At 56.5% G+C, this 15,446-nt stretch carries 16 protein-coding genes and 1 riboswitch; of the genes, 10 read left to right on the top strand and 6 right to left on the bottom strand.

All coding sequences use genetic code 11. The features are described 5' to 3' along the window. Positions 1 to 29: 29 nt before the first annotated feature. From ACR0JX_RS04750 to fabA, 3 genes are read right to left on the bottom strand one after another with little or no spacing between them, the layout of a single operon-like run. A complete protein-coding gene (locus ACR0JX_RS04750; protein ID WP_480541865.1) occupies positions 30 to 821 on the bottom strand; it encodes an enoyl-ACP reductase FabI in 792 nt (263 codons plus the stop codon). Positions 822 to 826: 5 nt separating this feature from the next. Further along, positions 827 to 2,056: a beta-ketoacyl-ACP synthase I gene (gene fabB / locus ACR0JX_RS04755; RefSeq protein ID WP_480541867.1), complete on the bottom strand. Its 1,230-nt coding sequence runs from the start codon at positions 2,054 to 2,056 to the stop codon at positions 827 to 829. Between the two features lie 31 nt (positions 2,057 to 2,087). Then, positions 2,088 to 2,597: a bifunctional 3-hydroxydecanoyl-ACP dehydratase/trans-2-decenoyl-ACP isomerase gene (gene fabA, locus ACR0JX_RS04760; protein WP_170531196.1), complete on the bottom strand. Its 510-nt coding sequence runs from the start codon at positions 2,595 to 2,597 to the stop codon at positions 2,088 to 2,090. A 185-nt stretch (positions 2,598 to 2,782) separates the two neighbouring features. Between fabA and irrA the strand changes: the two genes are divergently transcribed. Further along, positions 2,783 to 3,205: an iron response transcriptional regulator IrrA gene (irrA, locus tag ACR0JX_RS04765; protein WP_170531195.1), complete on the top strand. Its 423-nt coding sequence runs from the start codon at positions 2,783 to 2,785 to the stop codon at positions 3,203 to 3,205. A 1-nt stretch (position 3,206) separates the two neighbouring features. Here the strand turns inward: irrA and ACR0JX_RS04770 are convergent, their stop codons facing one another. Beyond that, positions 3,207 to 4,103, bottom strand: a complete 897-nt coding sequence (locus ACR0JX_RS04770) for a LysR family transcriptional regulator (RefSeq protein ID WP_480541869.1) — start codon at positions 4,101 to 4,103, stop codon at positions 3,207 to 3,209. A 93-nt stretch (positions 4,104 to 4,196) separates the two neighbouring features. On the opposite strand from ACR0JX_RS04770, the gene ACR0JX_RS04775 reads away from it, so the two are divergent. After that, a complete protein-coding gene (locus ACR0JX_RS04775; protein ID WP_480541870.1) occupies positions 4,197 to 4,994 on the top strand; it encodes a phytanoyl-CoA dioxygenase family protein in 798 nt (265 codons plus the stop codon). Between the two features lie 2 nt (positions 4,995 to 4,996). On the opposite strand, the gene ACR0JX_RS04780 is transcribed toward ACR0JX_RS04775, so the two are convergent. Beyond that, complete coding sequence (locus ACR0JX_RS04780; RefSeq protein ID WP_480541872.1) at positions 4,997 to 5,860, bottom strand: glycosyltransferase family protein; 864 nt, start codon at positions 5,858 to 5,860, stop codon at positions 4,997 to 4,999. 120 nt (positions 5,861 to 5,980) lie between these two features. On the opposite strand from ACR0JX_RS04780, the gene miaB reads away from it, so the two are divergent. The 8 genes from miaB to trmB all read left to right on the top strand — a co-directional run bounded on the left by miaB (position 5,981) and on the right by trmB (position 14,480). Further along, positions 5,981 to 7,312 carry a tRNA (N6-isopentenyl adenosine(37)-C2)-methylthiotransferase MiaB gene (gene miaB / locus ACR0JX_RS04785; protein ID WP_480541874.1) on the top strand — a complete coding sequence of 444 codons (1,332 nt, stop codon included), beginning with the start codon at positions 5,981 to 5,983 and terminating at the stop codon, positions 7,310 to 7,312. Between the two features lie 172 nt (positions 7,313 to 7,484). Beyond that, positions 7,485 to 8,249, top strand: a complete 765-nt coding sequence (locus tag ACR0JX_RS04790) for an outer membrane protein (RefSeq protein WP_480541876.1) — start codon at positions 7,485 to 7,487, stop codon at positions 8,247 to 8,249. A gap of 134 nt (positions 8,250 to 8,383) precedes the next feature. Continuing rightward, on the top strand, positions 8,384 to 9,406 hold the full coding sequence (locus ACR0JX_RS04795; protein WP_353012261.1) for a PhoH family protein: 1,023 nt from the start codon (positions 8,384 to 8,386) through the stop codon (positions 9,404 to 9,406). Between the two features lie 35 nt (positions 9,407 to 9,441). Beyond that, the gene (gene ybeY / locus ACR0JX_RS04800) at positions 9,442 to 9,936 is read left to right on the top strand and encodes an rRNA maturation RNase YbeY (protein WP_480541878.1); all 495 of its coding nucleotides are present in this window, start codon (positions 9,442 to 9,444) and stop codon (positions 9,934 to 9,936) included. 36 nt (positions 9,937 to 9,972) lie between these two features. Continuing rightward, positions 9,973 to 10,860, top strand: coding sequence for a hemolysin family protein (locus ACR0JX_RS04805; RefSeq protein ID WP_480541880.1), 888 nt, complete (start codon positions 9,973 to 9,975; stop codon positions 10,858 to 10,860). Continuing rightward, positions 10,857 to 12,374 carry an apolipoprotein N-acyltransferase gene (gene lnt, locus ACR0JX_RS04810; protein WP_480541882.1) on the top strand — a complete coding sequence of 506 codons (1,518 nt, stop codon included), beginning with the start codon at positions 10,857 to 10,859 and terminating at the stop codon, positions 12,372 to 12,374. The genes ACR0JX_RS04805 and lnt overlap by 4 nt, the downstream gene beginning before the upstream one ends. Positions 12,375 to 12,395: 21 nt before the next feature. Then, positions 12,396 to 12,444: riboswitch (SAM-SAH riboswitch) on the top strand. Positions 12,445 to 12,449: 5 nt separating this feature from the next. Then, a complete protein-coding gene (gene metK / locus ACR0JX_RS04815) occupies positions 12,450 to 13,631 on the top strand; it encodes a methionine adenosyltransferase (protein WP_480541884.1) in 1,182 nt (393 codons plus the stop codon). A gap of 138 nt (positions 13,632 to 13,769) precedes the next feature. Next, a complete protein-coding gene (gene trmB / locus ACR0JX_RS04820) occupies positions 13,770 to 14,480 on the top strand; it encodes a tRNA (guanine(46)-N(7))-methyltransferase TrmB (protein ID WP_480541886.1) in 711 nt (236 codons plus the stop codon). Here the strand turns inward: trmB and ACR0JX_RS04825 are convergent. After that, positions 14,477 to 15,280, bottom strand: coding sequence for a hypothetical protein (locus ACR0JX_RS04825; protein WP_480541888.1), 804 nt, complete (start codon positions 15,278 to 15,280; stop codon positions 14,477 to 14,479). The two genes, trmB and ACR0JX_RS04825, sit on opposite strands and share 4 nt — an antisense overlap. Between the last annotated feature and the right edge of the window lie 166 nt (positions 15,281 to 15,446).

A 15,446-nucleotide genomic window follows, 5' to 3' on the forward strand; every position in this document is an offset into this window, starting at 1 on the left:
AATCTGGGCGGCGTCAGGGAAAGATATGGTCACATGAAATCGGGCTGTGGCATTCCGAGCACGTGGAAACCGCCATCCACACGGATGATTTCGCCCGACGTGCAGGCGCCCGCATCCGATGTCAGATAGACGGCGGTTCCGCCGACCGCCTCAAGCGTCGCGTTCGAGCGCATAGGGGCATTCAGGTCGCAGAACTTGTAGGTCTTACGCGCACCGCCGATGGCTGCGCCTGCTAGTGTCTTCATCGGTCCGGGCGAAATGGCGTTTACACGGATGCCTTCAGGGCCCAGATCGTTGGCCAAATAGCGGGTCGCAGACTCCAGTGCCGCCTTGGCAACACCCATCACGTTGTAATTTGGAACAACGCGGTTCGAACCCTGATAGGTCAGTGTCAGCAGCGAGCCGCCATTTTCCTTCATCATCGGATAGGCGCGTCGCGCGACTTCGATGAAGGAATATGCCGAAACATCCATCGAATGCTTGAAGTTGGCCCGTGAGGTGTTCAGGAACCGGCCCGTCAGTTCGGATTTGTCCGAATAGGCAATCGCGTGGACCACGAAATCAATGGTTGGCCAGCGTGCGGCCAGTTCTCCGAACGCGCGATCCAACGATGCGTCATCGGTGACATCCGCATCCACCATGAAATCGCTGCCAAGGCTTTGGGCCAGCGGTTCCAACCGCTTGCCGAATGCCTCGCCTTGATAGGTGAATGCCAGTTCCGCGCCTGCTTCGTGCATGGCTTTGGCAATGCCCCATGCAATCGAGCGATCATTGGCCACGCCCATGATCAGCCCGCGTTTTCCCTTTAGAATATCCGACATCACATTCACCCGTTATACTTCGACAGAACCATGGACCCGTTGGTGCCGCCAAAGCCGAAGCTGTTGGTCATGACACTGTCCAAGCCTGCGTTTTCAACCGTTTCCGTTGCAATTTCACCGGGCAGAATGCCTTCGGCTAAAGTGTCGACATTGATCGACGGCGTAATGAAATCATTATCCAGCATCAGCAGACAGAAGATCGCCTCTAGCGCGCCCGCAGCCCCCTGTGCGTGGCCGGTCATCGATTTGGTCGATGAGATTGGCGGCACACTGCCTTCGCCAAAAATGCGGCGCACGGCTTCGACCTCACCCACGTCCCCGACCGGGGTCGAGGTGCCATGGGCGTTGATATAGCCAACCTTGCGGCTTTCAGGAACTGTCGCCAGAGCCAGCCGCATCGCTCGTTCACCACCCTCGCCGGACGGGGCCACCATATCATGGCCATCCGATGTGGCGGCATAGCCGGTCACTTCGGCATAGATTTTTGCACCACGGGCCAAGGCGTGATCCAGTTCTTCCAGCACGACAATTCCGCCTCCGCCGGAAATCACGAACCCATCGCGGTTTTCGTCGAACGCGCGCGAGGCTTTTTCGGGTGTGTCGTTATACTTCGATGACATCGCACCCATCGCGTCGAACAGGCAGGACAACGTCCAGTCCAGTTCTTCTCCGCCGCCTGCGAACATGACATCCTGTTTGCCCAGCATGATCTGTTCTGCCGCGTTGCCGATGCAGTGCAGCGAGGTCGAGCAAGCCGAGGTGATCGAGTAGTTGATCCCCTTGATCTTGAACGCCGTCGCTAGGTTCGCGGAAATGGTCGAGCACATGCATTTCGGCACAGCAAATGGCCCGATCCGCTTAGTCGCACCGGTTTTCAGCACGGTCTGGTGCGCTGTCAGCATTGCGCTTGTGGATGGCCCACCGGAACCTGCCACCAGACCCGTGCGAGGATTGACCACCTGGTCTTCGCCCAACCCGGAATCGGCTATCGCCTGACTCATGGCGATATGGGCATAGGCAGCGCCGGGGCCCATGAACCGCAAAGTGCGTTTGTCCACATGCTCGGCCACGTCGATTTTCAGCGTTCCGGCGATCTGACTGCGAAAGCCATGTTCAACCATTTGCTCATTAGCTTCGATACCGGATTTACCGGCCTTAAGTGAGGCCAGAACCTCTTGGGCATTGTTCCCGATGGAGGATACGATCCCCAGACCGGTGACAACTACTCGACGCATGTGCGTGCTCCTTATTTCAGGCTGGTCCGCCTTAGGCGTCCGACAGAACAACTCTCATGTCTTTGACGTCGTAAATCATTTCGCCGTCCGCTTCGACGATACCATCTGCGACGCCCATGGTCAGGCGGCGGGTCTGGATCGCCTTTTTGAAATCGATTTTATAGGTCAACATCTTGCGGTCCGGTCGCACCATCCCTGTTAGCCTGACTTCGCCGACACCCACGGCCATGCCGCGACCCTGCCAACCACGCCAGCCCAGATTGAAGCCTGTCAATTGCCACAAGCCATCTAGCCCGAGGCATCCGGGCATAATCGGGTTCCCGGGAAAGTGGCAGTCAAAAAACCAAAGGTCTGGCGTGATATCGAATTCAGCTAGAATGTGGCCTTTGCCATGGGCCCCGCCATCCGCCGACACTTCGGTGATGCGATCCATCATTAGCATGGGCGGCGCAGGCAGTTGTGCATTGCCAGGGCCAAATAATTCGCCACGAGCACATTTTAGCAGATCGTCTTTGTCAAAACTGCTCGGGAACTGGGCCATTCTGCCGCCTCTCCTGCCTTGGGTCCGTTCGTTATATCTGGCCTCACCTAGCACCCGTATGCAAGGTCCTGCAAGAGCGCGGGCCGTAAGATGTTGCAGCATATGGCTGTTTGCGAATGAATTTCATTTGAAATCTGGGTAAGAGCGCCCCTATATATAAGGCAGCAAGAACGGGTATCGGATTCATGACACCTCAGAGCCGAAAGATAGCGACAAATTGGCTGGAAGGCGCAGGGCTGCGCCCGACGCGTCAGCGCGTGGCGCTGGCTGAGCTTCTGATCGGTGATGGTCGCCATCGCCACGTCACAGCAGAAAGCCTATTTGAGTCCGCCAAGACAAAAGGCGACGCCGTGTCACTGGCAACAGTCTACAACACCTTGCGTGCCTTTTGCGACGCCGGAGTGCTGCAAGAGATTACGGTGGACGGATCAAAAAGCTATTTCGATACCAATACGCATGATCACCCTCATTTCTTTTGGGAAGATGAAGGGCGGCTCAGCGATGCTCCGTCCGAGGAATTGGTGATCCAGCGCCTGCCAGAGGCCCCCAAAGGGGTCGAGATCGCATCGGTTGATGTGGTGATCCGTCTGCGCAAGAAAACCACCTGATTTACAGATCCTTCATTAGATCAAGCAGAGCACGCTCTGCGGCCTTCGTTGTTGCGTCGACAGGCCCGGTGCCGTGACGCGCCAGCACGACGGCCTCGGCTACGTCCTTGTCGGCGATGGGCAGGCTTGCAAGGCTTTTGTTGTCGTAGCTCAGTTCGTTCTTTGGGCTGACATAGCTGATCGCTACCCCTTCGCCATGTGCGGCGAGGCTGCGCTGAATCTCAAGCGTGGCGGCCCGGTGTCTGACTGTTGGGTTTAACCCATGGCGTCTGAAGAGGCCAAGTATGTGTTGTGCAGACAGCCCTTCGGTTGACAGGATCAAGGGTTCGTTCGCTAGTTCGGTTAGCGTAACCTGACGTGCCCCAGCCAGTGGGTGTTCTGGCGACAGCAATGCCTGCGGGACGCTATCGAACAGTTTTTGCCGTACAAAACTGGCATCCATACCAAGATCATAAGTAATGGCGAGGTCGATCCGACCATCGACCAAGCTGTCCAGCAATCCCTGAAAATCTTCGACCGAATAAGACACCGAAACATCTGGCAGCGTCGCGTGCAAACAGCGCAGGGCGGGGGCAAGGTGGAACGGGGCCAAATCGACGAAGCAGCCGACAGTTAGATGATCCAGACCTTGCGGAACGAACCCAGGGTTTTCAATCTGAGCAGCAGCACTCAACAACCCTTCGGCCTGTTCGACAAACCGGCGCCCCTGCGGGGTTGAAACCATAGCAGCCCCGCGCCTGCGGACGAACAGTGGGTATCCAATATTTGATTCGACCCGGGTCAGCGCGTTGGACAGCGCGGGTTGCGAGACATTTAGCGCCTGGGCCGCCGCAGATAGGCTGCCCTGCCGCGCGATCGCACATATGTATTCGTACTGACGCAGTGAAATATATAACATGAAGCTAATTATAACTTCGAAAGATATGATTTGAACAGAATACCCAGGTGGTCTCTAACGGACGCATTCAAAGGTAACCGAACGGAGATTGACATGCCGCACCCTCTTGTTTCGCAGCAGATGATCGACACGTATCAGAGTGAGGGTGTTGTCTTGGTCAAAGGGCTGTTTGCCGATCATGTCGAACAACTGCGCGAAGGTGTTGCGGCCAATATGGACGCGCCGGGGCCTTATGCGTCAGAAAACAAAAAAGAGGGTCAAACCGGCCTATTCTTCGATGACTATTGCAACTGGACGCGAATCCCCCAGTTTCGGGAGGTGATCAAGACCTCTCCGGCTGCTGCCGTGGCTGCTGATTTGATGCAGTCGCAAACTGTGCAGATGTTTCATGATCATGTTCTGGTCAAAGAACCCGGAACTTCGATGGCGACGCCGTGGCATCAGGACGGGCCGTACTACTTTGTCGAAGGGCAGCAAACGATCAGCTTCTGGTCGCCGCTGGATGCGGTGAAACAGGCCACGCTGCGTTGCGTTGCCGGATCGCATCGCTGGGAAAAAGAGGTACTGCCGACCCGCTGGGTCTCTGAAGAGGGGTTCTTTGCGGATGAAGGTCAATACATCCCCGTGCCAGACCCCGATGCCGAGGGTATGAAAGTGGTTGAGTTCGAGATGGAACCGGGGGACGCGGTGGCGTTTAACTATCGCACTTTGCACGGCGCGCGGGGCAATCAGTCGGACAGCCGACGTCGGGCATTCTCGCTACGGTTGGTCGGTGATGATGCGCGGTATGTGGAACGCCCCGGCCCGACCTCACCCCCGTTTCCAGGGCATGAGATGGTGCCGGGTCAGCGCCTGCGCGAGGATTGGTTCCCTATTCTGCTGCGACGGTAGTGTCAGAACCACTGGCCAGGCTCGATCAGGCCCAGATCCAGCAATTGATGCGAGTTCCATTCGAAAGACACAGAATGGCTCCAGCGGAAACTGGGGATGTCAAAGGTCGACCCGGCGTTGCTTTTCAGTGCCTTGGCAGCGCGGAACGAACAGATGGCAGCCGTCAGGTTGTGATGCCACGGGCAGGAATAGGTGTTGTATTCCGGCTGGTTGAACGTGTGATCCGGCTGAATAAGCAAATCGGCCTGCGTTTTGAACAGGGCGATCCTGTCGATCCGGCGACGTTCGTACGGAATATGATCCTCGAACCGCCACCGCAGGCCACCTGACATATCCAGCTGGCGTTCCAGCGGCCGCCCCGAGGCATCGTGGCGCGCCTGCGCATAATATCCGGTGCTGTCCAGCATGGCATGGTCCGGTGCGACACCGGTTGGGAACTTGGCCAGATCATCGGCGTAGATGTCGACCACATGGCATAGCATCGCGCTGCGGCGTTCCTCGGTGTGAAAGGCCAGCACCTCACCGATGCTTCGCGTTTCGCAGAACGGATAGAACAAGTATTCGGCGTTGTAACAGTAATACATCCAGACGCTCGGAGCGGCTTTGATGATGAGATTCAACGCATCGAATACGACTGATCTGGGCGCGGAATTGAACGTAATCCGATGAACCCGCACGCTGAGCTCCTCACTCAGGTCGAACTCGGCCGGCATGAACGCAACGACGGATTGAAATCCAAGTGATAGGTGATGGTGCAGCGTGCTTTCAATTTCGGCATCATCTTCGGCAAAGATCAGAGCAACCGGTCCCTTGGACAAGGCGGTTTGGCCGGATTTCAGGAAGCTGTCCAAGGAATCGTAGGTCATCGCGCGTTCATTTGTGTCCTGCTGGAAAGTCCTGCCAAATTCAGGTAAATGCGCCCACATTGCAAGCGGCGTTCGAAGCGTATAGACGACGCCGATCCAGCGAATGCAAAGGCCCGCCCCATGTCAGAATCCAAGAAGCTGTTTATCAAGACCTATGGCTGTCAGATGAATGTCTATGACAGTGAACGTATGGCCGAAGCACTGGGCGGGCAGGGGTATGTCGAAACCAAGTCAGCCGATGACGCGGATATGATCCTGCTGAACACCTGCCACATCCGGGAGAAGGCGGCCGAGAAGGTCTATTCCGAACTGGGTCGGTTCAAGGGGCTGAAGGCCGAAAAACCCGATCTAAAGATCGGCGTTGCAGGATGTGTGGCGCAGGCTGAAGGCGAAGAAATCATGCGCCGCCAGCCGTTGGTCGATCTGGTGGTTGGCCCGCAAAGCTATCACCGCTTGCCTGAGATGGAGGCGAAGACTCGTACCGGGGCCAAGGCGCTGGACACGGATTTTCCCGAGGAAGACAAGTTCGAGAAGTTGAAGAACCGGCCTAAGGCCAAGCGTGGCCCGACGGCGTTTCTGACCGTGCAGGAAGGCTGCGACAAGTTCTGCGCCTTCTGCGTCGTGCCCTATACCCGCGGGGCCGAGGTCAGCCGCCCGGCGGATCGGATCATTCGCGAAGCGCAAGATTTGGTCGAACGTGGTGTGCGTGAAATCACCCTGTTGGGTCAGAACGTCAACGCCTATCACGGCGCGGGTCCGAACGGGGATATGACGCTGGCCTCTCTGATCTGGGAATTAAACAAGGTTGACGGGCTGGAACGCATCCGTTTCACCACATCTCATCCCAATGACATGGCTGATGACCTGATCGAGGCGCATGGCACCTGCGAGAAACTGATGCCGTATCTGCATTTGCCCGTACAATCCGGATCGGACCGGATTCTCAAGCGGATGAACCGCAGCCACACGGCTGAAAGCTACCTTCGACTGATCGAGCGTATTCGCGCGGCGCGCCCGGACATCGTGATGTCCGGGGATTTCATCGTCGGTTTCCCGGAAGAAACCGAAGAGGATTTTCAGGCGACGATGGATTTGGTCGAGCAGGTCAAATACGGATATGCGTATTCGTTCAAATATTCGACCCGTCCGGGCACACCGGCAGCTGAACGAGCGCAGGTTGATCCGGATGCTGCAGATGACCGCTTGCAGCGACTGCAAGCCCTGATCACCCGGCATCAGCGCGAGATACAGGATTCGATGGTGGGCCGCACGGTACGCGTACTGTTCGAAAAAACCGGCCGTCTCGAAGGGCAAATGGTTGGTAAATCCGAATATCTGCATTCGGTCCACGTTAAGGCCCCCGGGATTGAAGTTGGCGATCTGCGAGAGGTTCGCATCACTGATTCGGGTGCAAATTCTCTGGCAGGAGAACTACTCTCGTTTGGTGATTGATCGCAGATACGGTACCGGTTCTGGATTTTGTTTCCAAAATTTACCCTTGATTTATGGCCTCGAACTATGCTCGGACCAATGCTAACCATGTGTTCGGCGTATATCTGAGCATCTGAAAAGCCGTATATTGCGCTACCCTGAAAACGTGGTCGGCGTGTGATGGAGGGTACGAGTGGAAGTTATTCGGGGATTGAAACGGTCGAACCTTTGGCGCGCAGCGTGGGTTGTCTGTGTCTCAGCACTTTTTGCCGGCACTACGCTGGCAGCTGAGTTGAAAGGTGAGGTGACAGAGCCCGATGTGATTAGCGCAGAGCGTTTCAGCCGCGATGTCAGCGCCTTTTATCTTGGGTTCGGTGCCGGTTATGGCGCAAACGGCAGCGATCGCTTTGGTCTTAGAACTCCCACCGGTGTGTTCGATATCGGGGATCAGGATGTCCGCGGTGGCTATTTCAGCATGCGGGGGGGCTGGCGTGGTGTCGTTCCCACCAGCCTTGGCCGCGACTATGTCTATGGGATCGAACTGGGATATGACGTCGGAAACCTAAGCGATACGGTCTCGACCCAGATCGGTGGTGACACGGTGACGGGCAGAACCGAAATTTCCGACATGTTCTATGTGCAACTGCGCAACGGCCTGACAAACCGCAGCGGTCGGGTGCTGTACTTTGTCAGCGTTGGATATATCTGGGGTCAGGTTGATACGACCAGCAGCATCTCCTCGACCTTCTCCAGCCAGCTGTTCGAAGAATCGGATCGGCGTGGTGGGTACACGGCCAGCATTGGGGCTGAGCATAAATTGAACGAAAACTGGTCGATCACGGGCGAGTATCAATATGTTCAGTTCGAATCCAAGACCGTCGAATTTGGTTCAGGCTTTTCGACCAAGTCGACGCCAGGATATCGCGGCCTCAGATTTGGTTTGAACTACACGTTCTGAGCACAGTTTCTGGCGATTGAAAGCAGGTTTGCTGGCGGTTTTGTCGACGTCAGTGGAAATTTTAAAACTGTGGCTTGCACCTACCAAGACATCTTGTCTACGCTCGGGGTGTAACGCCAAGACAGGAGAACGGATTGGCCACCGGTGCCCTAACCCCACCGCCAAATGAAATGCCCGCGCGCGAGGCGTTTGTAGAATTTCCAGACAACCGATTGCTGATCGATCTTTGCGGCGAATATGACCGTAACCTAACAGAGATTGAACAAAAGCTGTCCGTGCAGATTGTGCGCCGCGGCAATCAACTGGTTGTCATGGGCGACGAAGATTCCCAAAAAAACGCGATTGAGGTGCTTCAGGCACTCTATACGCGTCTGGAAGGGGGGCGCGACGTCGAAGCTGCGGATGTGGATCGAGAGCTGCGCATGGGCAATGCTGAGCAGGATACCGGCAGTCGCGACGGTGATCAGCTTGAGATGTTCAAGGGCGGTTCTGTCGAGATCAAAACTCGCAAAAAGCTGGTTGAACCACGCACCGATGCGCAGAAGGCTTACGTGCAGTCACTGTTCAACAATGAACTGGCCTTTGGAATCGGCCCAGCGGGCACAGGTAAGACCTATCTGGCCGTAGCCGTTGGCGTGTCGATGTTTATTGGCGGCCATGTGGACCGGATCATCCTCAGCCGACCAGCCGTCGAGGCGGGCGAAAAACTGGGTTACCTGCCGGGTGATATGAAGGACAAGGTCGATCCTTATATGCAGCCGCTGTATGATGCGCTGAATGATTTTCTGCCGGGCAAACAACTGGCGAAACTGATCGAGGAAAAGCGAATCGAAATCGCGCCGCTGGCCTTTATGCGGGGGCGGACACTGGCAAATGCCTTTGTTGTGTTGGATGAGGCGCAGAATGCCACGACCATGCAGATGAAGATGTTCCTGACCCGTCTGGGCGAAGGCAGCCGCATGGTCATCACTGGCGACCGGTCGCAGGTTGACCTGCCGCGCGGGGTCCAGTCGGGGCTTGCAGATGCCGAACGTTTGCTGAAGACGATCCCGAATATCAGCTTCAACTACTTTACGTCCAAGGATGTTGTACGCCATCCGCTTGTCGCCGCGATCATCGAAGCATATGAGGCTGATGCGGGCCGTGAGACCGGTTAGAACCAGGGCCCCGAAACGGGCTTTGGACTGGTGAAATGAACCTGGAACTAACGATTGAAGACTCGCGCTGGCAAGATCTGGAACCTCTTGCCACCAAAGCCATTGCTGAGGTGCTGCGCTTTCGGAGCCTCGATCCCGACATATGCGAAGTTAGCCTATTAGGCTGCGATGATACCCGCATCACAGAACTGAACGCTGAGTTTCGCGGCAAACCTGCCCCGACCAATGTACTGAGTTGGCCTGCCGAGGACCTGTCCCCGGAAACGGCAGGCGCTACGCCCGATCTTCCACAACCGGATTTCACGGGTGAAATTGCCCTGGGTGACATTGCGATTTCGTACGATACCTGCGCCCGCGAAGCAGCCGATGCGGGCAAACTTATGGCGGATCATGTGACGCATTTGATCGTTCACGGCACGTTGCATTTGTTGGGCTATGATCACATTCGTGACCCTGATGCCACCCTTATGGAGGCTGTTGAGGTCAAGATACTTGGCAAAATGGGTATCAATAACCCATATAATGGATGAAGCGGGTACATTCACCCGGACTATTGGAACAGGACAATGGGCGACACGGACGGCAGTTCTAGGGCGGCGCAGGGCGCGCAACCACAGGACAGCAGCATTGAAATCGAAGAGAAGGGCAGCTTCTTTTCAAGGATATTTGACGCATTTTCTGGTCAGAACGATGATCAGAAAGAGGTGGTGAACGGACAAGAGACTATGGCCGCTCAACCCCGTGGAATGATCAATCTGCGCCGGATGCGGGTCGAAGATGTAGCGATCCCAACGGCCGAGATCATTTCGGTTCCTTCAACCATCTCAAAGGATGAACTGGCGCAGGTGTTCCGTGACAGTGGATTGTCGCGTATCCCGGTCTACGAAGGCACTCTGGATACGCCTCTCGGTTTCGTTCACCTCAAGGATTTCGCACTTACCCACGGGTTCAATGGCGGTGCGGCCGAATTCGATCTGGTTTCGATGCTGCGCACGCTACTGTTTGTGCCGCCTTCGATGCCGATCGGTGTTCTCATGACAAAGATGCAGACCGAACGTCGGCATATGGCATTGGTGATCGATGAGTATGGTGGCGTTGACGGCTTGCTGACCATCGAGGACCTGATCGAACAGGTCGTTGGTGAAATCGCTGATGAACATGACGCTGACGAAGATCAGCTCTGGTTCCAGGAAAAACCCGGCTGTTACGTGGTGCAGGCCCGTGTGCCGTTGGAAGACTTTGAGGCTGAAATCGGATGTTCTCTGACCAGTCACGAGGATGTGGATGAAGAAGAGATCGACACCTTGGGAGGTCTGGTCTTCATGCTGTCGGGTCGTGTTCCCGCGCGGGGTGAGGTTGTGCTGCATCCAGAAGGTCCCGAGTTTGAAGTGATCGATGCCGATCCGCGCCGCATCAAGCGCTTGCGTGTCATGTTGCCGGAACTGACTGCATGACACTTGTCCGGGGCTGGCCATTCAGCCTGAGGATCATATTCGCGGCAGCATTGGGCGCATTGGGCGCATTTGGTCTAGCTCCATTTGGGTATTGGGGCGCGACGCTTGTCGCTCTGGTTCTGATCGCGCCGCTTTTTCTGGCTTCCGAGACTGCTTGGCGTGCTGGATTTCTGGGCTGGGCCTTTGCAACCGGCTATTTCGCCCATGCGCTGGGCTGGATTATTGAACCGTTTCAGGTGGATCCCGAACGCCACGCCTGGATGGCGCCCTTTGCTTTGGTATTTATGGCAGGCGGGCTTGCGTTGTTCTGGGTTGCGGCGTTTTGGGCCGCTCATCGTATGCGCGGCACGGCCATGCAGCAGGCCGTTCTGCTGGCTTTGACTTTGTCGCTTGCTGAGTTTGCGCGCGGATATGTGTTGACCGGGTTCCCATGGGCGGGCTTTGCGCAGGTCTGGGTCGATACACCTGTGGCGCAGCTTTTGTCTCTAATCGGGCCGTATGGTCTGGGTGCGCTGACCCTGTTGGTGGCCATCCCCTTAGGGGCGGCGCTGATACGCGGGGAGGGCTTGGTTGCTCCGGGTATATTTGCCATCGCCAGCGTGGCTTTCGCGTTCGTCTATGCAGGCCTCAGGCCCGCCGTGGAGCAGACCGATAGTGTCGTAAGGCTGGTGCAACCCAATGCGCCGCAGCACCAGAAATGGGACCCGGACTACGCATCGCTGTTCTTCGCGCGGCAGATTGAATTTACCGCCGCCGCGCCACGGCCTGATCTCATTGTCTGGCCCGAAACCGCAGTGCCAGCATGGTTGAGCCGTGCTGGCCCTTGGTTGGAAACGATTGCCAGTGCAGCGCAGGGCACGCCTGTTGTGTTCGGCATCCAGCGCGCGGATGGGTTGAAGATTTTCAACTCGCTGATCTTTCTGGATGAAACCGGTGCCCAACGGGGATTGTACGACAAACACCACCTTGCCCCGTTTGGGGAATACGTCCCGTTTGGCGATTTGCTCGGGCGTTTTGGCATTCATGGCCTGGCTGCCACGACCGGCCACGGGTTCAGTGCGGGGCCCGGTCCATCGCTGTTGGAGGCTGGAAAGCTCGGCCGCGCTTTACCGTTGATTTGTTACGAGGCCGTGTTTCCACAAGATGTCAACGGCGCACCGGATCGGGCAGATTTCATTCTGCAGATCACAAATGATGCGTGGTTTGGCACCCGCTCGGGCCCCTATCAGCATCTGGCGCAGGCCCGCATGCGGGCCATTGAGCAGGGTTTGCCGCTGATGCGATCCGCCAATACCGGAATCTCTGCAATGATCGACCCGCTGGGTCAGATCACAGATTCATTGCCTTTGGGAGAAGCGGGATTCGTGGATGCCATACTGCCTGCGCCGCACGCACCGACGGTCTATTCGCGATTTGGGGACAACCCGGTTCTGATCTTTTTATTGTTCCTGTTTGCCGGGTGTTGCTTCACGGCCTACCGGGGTCGTTCAGAAATACCGATTGACCCCGTGTAACAACGCGCGTATCCCCGCAAAAGCCTGTCACAACGGCTTCCTGGCGTGGCAGAGAAATCTTAATGGAGCAATTTTATGTCCAGACAGAACTATACTTTCACTTCGGAATCGGTTTCCGAAGGGCACCCGGATAAGGTTTGCGACCGGATCTCGGATGCCGTCCTTGATGCATTTCTGAATGAAGAACCCGAAGCACGCGTGGCGTGCGAAACCTTTGCGACCACCGATCGTGTCGTCATCGGTGGCGAAGTAGGTCTGTCTGATCAGGAAAAGCTTCACGATTACATGGGGCGCATCGATCAGATTGCGCGCGACTGTATCAAGGATATCGGCTACGAGCAGGACAAGTTTCATCATGAAACAGTCGAGGTGACGAACCTGCTGCACGAACAATCCGCCCATATTGCTCAGGGCGTGGATGCCTCGGGCGACAAGGATGAGGGCGCGGGCGATCAGGGCATCATGTTCGGTTATGCCACGACCGAAACCCCTGCGCTGATGCCTGCGCCGATCCAGTATTCGCACGCGATCCTGCGGCGTCTGGCCGAGGTGCGCAAGAGCGGAGCTGAGGCTGCATTGGGCCCGGACGCAAAATCGCAGCTGTCGGTTGTCTATCGCGATGGTAAACCAGTTGGCGTCAGCTCGATCGTTTTATCGACCCAGCATCTCGACGAAGCGCTGAGTTCGGATGACATCCGTGCGATTGTCGAGCCCTATATCACCGAAACCTTGCCCGATGGCTGGTTGTCGACCGAGACCGAGTGGCATGTGAACCCGACCGGCAAATTCGTCATTGGTGGCCCGGATGGGGATGCTGGTCTCACTGGTCGTAAGATCATCGTGGATACCTATGGCGGTGCTGCGCCCCATGGTGGTGGTGCATTCTCGGGCAAAGATCCAACCAAGGTGGACCGTTCAGCCGCCTATGCTGCGCGCTATCTGGCCAAGAACGTGGTCGCCGCCGGCATGGCCGAACGCTGCACCATCCAGCTGAGCTATGCGATTGGCGTATCCAAACCTCTGTCGATCTATGCAGACACCCACGGAACCGGCCAGATTGAGGATGCGCAAATCGAAAAGGCGGTTGGGCAGGTTATGGATTTGACCCCGCGTGGCATCCGCGAACATCTGCAGTTGAACAAGCCGATTTACCAGCGCACGGCCGCTTACGGCCATTTTGGTCGTGAACCGGATGCGGATGGCGGCTTTAGCTGGGAACGCACCGATCTGACTGACGATCTAAAAAAGGCCGTCTAACGACCCTAATCCGAAGGTGCGCCCTGACGGGCGCGCTCTTCTTCTGTTTGAAAATACCCCGGGGGTGCTGGGGTTGGCCCCCGCTTCCGCCCTTGCCATCTATTGCAACAATATCATGAGCGCAGTATGGGCACGGCCATGAGCACCCAGACACCGCAACGCCCCCGCAGAAACTTTTATGGTCGCTTCAAGGGTAAGACCCTAAAGCAAAGCCAGAAGACGTATCTGGACGAAGACCTCGATGCTTTGTCGCCGGGGGAAGTGGATTGGGATGTAAACCCGGAACGCCATCCGTTAGACTTGGATGCCCTGTTCGGTGGCAAGGATGTCTGGCTTGAGGTTGGTTTTGGCGGTGGTGAACATCTGGTGCATCAGGCCGCATCCAACCCGGATATCGGGATCATCGGAGCTGAACCTTACATCAACGGCGTTGCGATGTTGCTTGGCAAAATCCGACAGGCGCGGGTTCAGAACCTTGCCGTTTACCCCGGCGATGCACGCGACCTGTTTGATGTGTTGCCTGAGGCCAGCATCTCGCGCGCTTTCCTGCTTTATCCTGACCCATGGCCCAAAACACGACATCACCGCCGCCGCTTTGTCACACCCGAGCATCTGGAACCACTGGCGCGCGCGCTCAAGCCAGGGTCGATTTTCCGTGTTGCGACGGATATCCCCGACTATGTGCGCCAAGCGCTGGAAGAGGTTCCGCGCGCGGGCTTCGAATGGCTGGCGGAACGACCCGCGGATTGGCGCGAGCCTTGGGGGGATTGGATTTCAACCCGATATGAGCAAAAGGCCCTGCGCGAAGGCAGGACCCCGCACTATCTGACCTTCCGGCGGTTGGGCTAGGTGTCGTTCAGCTTCGGGAAGGTACGTCCCTTGGCGAACCATGCGATCCCAAAGGCCCACAGGGCGAGGGCTTCGACATAGAAGGTCAAGTTCAGGCTGTTCCACCAGTCGACGAAATCTGTTCCGAACTTGTCTTTAACATAAAGCGCTGCGACGCAGGCCAGAATAGTGATCCCGCATATGGTATACAGCCGGTTCCGCTTGCGCTTGCTTTCGATCAGCACGCCGTCTTTTTCATGCCGTTCGGGGACCACGCGCTTGAGCACGATCAGGCAGTATAGGCCAAGATAAACAAACAGGATACCAGCCGCGATCAGGTGCCAGTTGCTGGCGCTGCTGAACAGGTTGAAAAACCCTTGATGCGGTGCCTCTGCAACTATGATCGGCGGGCCGCTGGTCACTTCGACAAAGACGCGGGACAGAAAAGTTGTCCGATCCTCGCACCCGGTGCCCAGTGTTGGGATTGAGGCGACGATGAATGCGCCGACACCTGCAACGCTGCTGAGGGTGTCTTCGAAAAACGTATCTCCAGTATAGGCGATCAGAAAGCCGCCAATGAAATACAGCAGGCCAACGAAGATTGTGCCAAGAAACTGGGCATAGTAGAAATGGCTGATGCTGTCACGGAAACAGCTTCCGCCGAAGTTGGCCCCGACTGCCAGAATGATCGGCAGGCCAAAGGCGACCAGTCCGACCAGAAACGCCAGCCTTTGTTCCAGTTTGCTTTCTGTGCGCGTGGGATCGGCGGGGTGGAAAAGCTGAGTTGGCCCGCGCTCCAACATGTTTGGTGCTCTGTTCATGGTAAAATCCTGAGCTTTCATAGATAAAATAAATCACTGAATATGAATGGCTTCAGTATACCACAAATCAGGTGTTTAGCACAGAATCGAAGAAACAAGCTTGCAACCCGGGGCTTTGGCGCTGGACCCTGCACGCCCAATTCGCTAATCGGCCTGAGGATTGATA

The sequence above is a fragment of the Ruegeria sp. AH7 genome, assembly GCF_056541325.1.

What these genes read in the sequence shown, in the direction of transcription:
- ACR0JX_RS04825 (WP_480541888.1), bottom strand. Translation starts at nt 15,280, where the DNA reads ATGAACAGAGCACCAAACATGTTGGAGCGCGGGCCAACTCAGCTTTTC.
- lnt (WP_480541882.1), top strand. Translation starts at nt 10,857, where the DNA reads ATGACACTTGTCCGGGGCTGGCCATTCAGCCTGAGGATCATATTCGCG.
- irrA (WP_170531195.1), top strand. Translation starts at nt 2,783, where the DNA reads ATGACACCTCAGAGCCGAAAGATAGCGACAAATTGGCTGGAAGGCGCA.
- fabA (WP_170531196.1), bottom strand. Translation starts at nt 2,597, where the DNA reads ATGGCCCAGTTCCCGAGCAGTTTTGACAAAGACGATCTGCTAAAATGT.
- trmB (WP_480541886.1), top strand. Translation starts at nt 13,770, where the DNA reads ATGAGCACCCAGACACCGCAACGCCCCCGCAGAAACTTTTATGGTCGC.
- ACR0JX_RS04750 (WP_480541865.1), bottom strand. Translation starts at nt 821, where the DNA reads ATGTCGGATATTCTAAAGGGAAAACGCGGGCTGATCATGGGCGTGGCC.
- ACR0JX_RS04805 (WP_480541880.1), top strand. Translation starts at nt 9,973, where the DNA reads ATGGGCGACACGGACGGCAGTTCTAGGGCGGCGCAGGGCGCGCAACCA.
- ybeY (WP_480541878.1), top strand. Translation starts at nt 9,442, where the DNA reads ATGAACCTGGAACTAACGATTGAAGACTCGCGCTGGCAAGATCTGGAA.
- metK (WP_480541884.1), top strand. Translation starts at nt 12,450, where the DNA reads ATGTCCAGACAGAACTATACTTTCACTTCGGAATCGGTTTCCGAAGGG.
- ACR0JX_RS04770 (WP_480541869.1), bottom strand. Translation starts at nt 4,103, where the DNA reads ATGTTATATATTTCACTGCGTCAGTACGAATACATATGTGCGATCGCG.
- miaB (WP_480541874.1), top strand. Translation starts at nt 5,981, where the DNA reads ATGTCAGAATCCAAGAAGCTGTTTATCAAGACCTATGGCTGTCAGATG.
- fabB (WP_480541867.1), bottom strand. Translation starts at nt 2,056, where the DNA reads ATGCGTCGAGTAGTTGTCACCGGTCTGGGGATCGTATCCTCCATCGGG.
- ACR0JX_RS04780 (WP_480541872.1), bottom strand. Translation starts at nt 5,860, where the DNA reads ATGACCTACGATTCCTTGGACAGCTTCCTGAAATCCGGCCAAACCGCC.
- ACR0JX_RS04775 (WP_480541870.1), top strand. Translation starts at nt 4,197, where the DNA reads ATGCCGCACCCTCTTGTTTCGCAGCAGATGATCGACACGTATCAGAGT.